Origin of the sequence: Streptomyces europaeiscabiei, assembly GCF_001550375.1 — a bacterium.
GTDB lineage: Bacteria > Actinomycetota > Actinomycetes > Streptomycetales > Streptomycetaceae > Streptomyces > Streptomyces europaeiscabiei.
Genome location: NZ_LRTR01000896.1, coordinates 1 through 2,671, shown reverse-complemented (window position 1 = coordinate 2,671; position 2,671 = coordinate 1). Strand labels below are relative to the sequence as shown.

Here is a 2,671-nt window from a genome sequence, read left to right as displayed (position 1 = left end):
CGCCCCCCCCCCCCCCCCCCCCCCTGCACGGGAACGGGGTACTCGGCGGGTGGGGCAGCGGCACCCGCCTGGCACCCCGCCACACCCCGCCACACCGGACCCCCGACACGCCAGCCACCCCCAGCGGCATCGAATGGGTCGGCGAATTCCTCGCGTGTTACTTGACGGTAAGGAATGATGGCGGACGACCGTCCACACGGGCAGGGGCTGAGGCAGCGGTGACGACTTTCGACGAACGGACCATCGTGCACGCTTTCCGGGACGACGCCCTCGGAGAACACGACGCCGTCGGTCTCGCCGCGGCGATCCGGCGCGGCGAGGTCTCCCCCGCCGAGGCCGCCCGGGACGCCGCGGAGCGGGTGCGGGCGGTCGACGCACGGCTGGGCGCGGTCCAGGTGCACGTCGGCAGCCCGGCGCACGCCGTCGGAACGGACGGCGCCTTCGCCGGGGTGCCGACCTTCGTCAAGGACAACACCGACTACCAGGGGCTGCCCACGGGCCACGGCAGCAGCGCCTTCCGGCCGAGGGCGGCGCGGCGGCACGCACCGTTCACCCAGCAGCTCCTGAGCAGCGGCGTCACGGTGCTGGGCAAGACCCGGCTGCCCGAGTTCGGGTTCAACGCGAGCACCGAGTACGACGGTGCGGAGCCGGTGCGCAACCCGTGGAACACGGGCTACTCGGCGGGCGGTTCGTCGGGCGGCAGCGCGGCACTGGTCGCTGCCGGTGCCGTGCCGATCGCGCACGCCAACGACGGCGGTGGCTCGATCCGGATTCCCGCGGCCTGCTGCGGACTCGTCGGCCTCAAGCCGACTCGTGGCCGCGTCGTGGCAAGTGACCTGGGCCGCCGGCTGCCGATCGACGTCGTCTCCGACGGCATCGTGAGCCGTTCCGTGCGGGACACCGCCGCGTTCCTCGCCGCCGCGGAGACGCACCGGCGGAGTTCCGGACTGCCGCCCCTCGGCCTGGTCGAAGGTCCCTCGGAGCGCCGGTTGCGCATCGGGTTCCTGCTGGACTCGCCGAACGGAGTTCACTGCGACGCGGCGACCCGGGCGGCGGTCACGGAGACCGTGGCCACGCTCGAACGGCTCGGACACACCGTGGAGCCGGTGGAGTTGGACATGGACCCGAACTTCACCGACGACTTCCTCACGTACTGGGGAATGCTGTCCTTCCTCCTCGGTGCCACGGGCCGGACCCTCGGCGCGGACTTCGACCGGCACCGCATGGACGGCCTCAGCCGGGGGCTGCGCGAGGACTATCTGCGGAACTGGCGGCGGACCCCCGGCGTGGTGCGACGGCTGAAGCGCACGAAGGAGGCGCACGCGGCGGCCTTCGGCCGGCTCGACCTCGTGCTGTCGCCGGTGCTCGCCCACACCACGCCACCGATCGGCCACCTCAGCCCGGCCGTCCCCTACGCCGAGCTGATCGAGCGGCTCCTCGCGTATGTGGCGTTCACACCCCTCGACAACATCGTCGGCACTCCGTCGGTCTCGGTGCCCGCCGCGAGCGGGACGACGGACGGGCTGCCCATCGGCGTCATGTTCTCCGCCCACCCCGGAGACGAACGGAAGCTGCTGGAGATCGCGTTCGAGCTGGAGGCCGACCGGCCCTTCCGGCGCATCCAGGACCAGTGACACCTGCGCCGTCCGGCGCATCCAGGACCAGTGACACCGGCGCCGTCCGCCGGTCCGACAAGGGCCCACCCGAGCCCGGACGCACCTGGTAGGGCCGGCCGCCGACTTCCGGCCGCCGCCCCGGCCGTTCCCGGGCCGCACGCGGGGCCTTGACGCCTCAACGCGCCCGCCCCGACGGCGGAGTTCCGTCCCCGAGCACCGAAGCGTGACGCGGGCCGTGTCCCACGAGTTTCGGCTCCCCCTGTAAGAAGTGGGCCGCCACGCGCATTGCTTGGTGAGACAGCCGATATGAGGGGACGGCGCGTGACGCATGCCCAACGCTTCAGGGACATCTATGAGGAGTGCTATCCGCGCGTCCTCGCCTACACCACGAGCCTCGTGGGACGGCAGGTAGGAGAGGACCTCACCAGCGAGACGTTCACCGTGGCCTGGCGGCGGGTGCGGGACATTCCGCAGCCCGCGCTGCCCTGGCTCCTGGGAGTGGCTCGCAACCTGGTGCGCGAGCTGCGCCGCCGGGACAGCCATCAGTACGCCCTCGCCGCCGCGGAGGCACAGCACATCAGCAGCGGGGCCCGGACCGACGTCGGCGACGTCGCGGCGGACGTGACCGACCGGGAAGCCGCGCTGCAGGCCCTGGCGAGCCTGTCCGGCGCCGACCGGGAGCTGCTGACGCTCATCGCCTGGCACGGGCTGAGCGCCAGGCAGGCCGCACGGGTCCTGGGCTGCACCACCGCGACGCTGACCGTCCGGCTGCACCGGGCCCGCCGCCGACTGGAGAAGGCCCTGGAGCCGGCGTACCCGGCGGATTCGGCGCCCGCACCCGAGGCGGATTCCGCACCACTCGCACAGGCCCCGCGCCGCACTGATCGAAAAGGAGCACTCACATGAGGAACACCCGCGGACGGTCCGGTCGGCCCGACGTCATGAAGGTGCTCGCGGGTGCCCGGCCCGACGAGCTGGACCCGTCCAGGCTGGCGGACTCCCCGCGGCAGCGCGCGGACCTGGCCCGCATCCTCGCCGGAGCGACGGACGGCCGC

2 protein-coding genes are annotated in these 2,671 nt (G+C 73.1%); both read left to right on the top strand.

Annotation, left to right across the window (positions count from 1 at the left end; all coding sequences use genetic code 11):
- The first annotated feature begins 218 nt into the window (after positions 1-218).
- Positions 219-1,634, top strand: a complete 1,416-nt coding sequence (locus AWZ10_RS45300; RefSeq protein WP_060894145.1) for an amidase — start codon at positions 219-221, stop codon at positions 1,632-1,634.
- Between the two features lie 303 nt (positions 1,635-1,937).
- A complete protein-coding gene (locus tag AWZ10_RS45295; protein WP_060894144.1) occupies positions 1,938-2,522 on the top strand; it encodes an RNA polymerase sigma factor in 585 nt (194 codons plus the stop codon).
- Positions 2,523-2,671 lie beyond the last annotated feature (149 nt).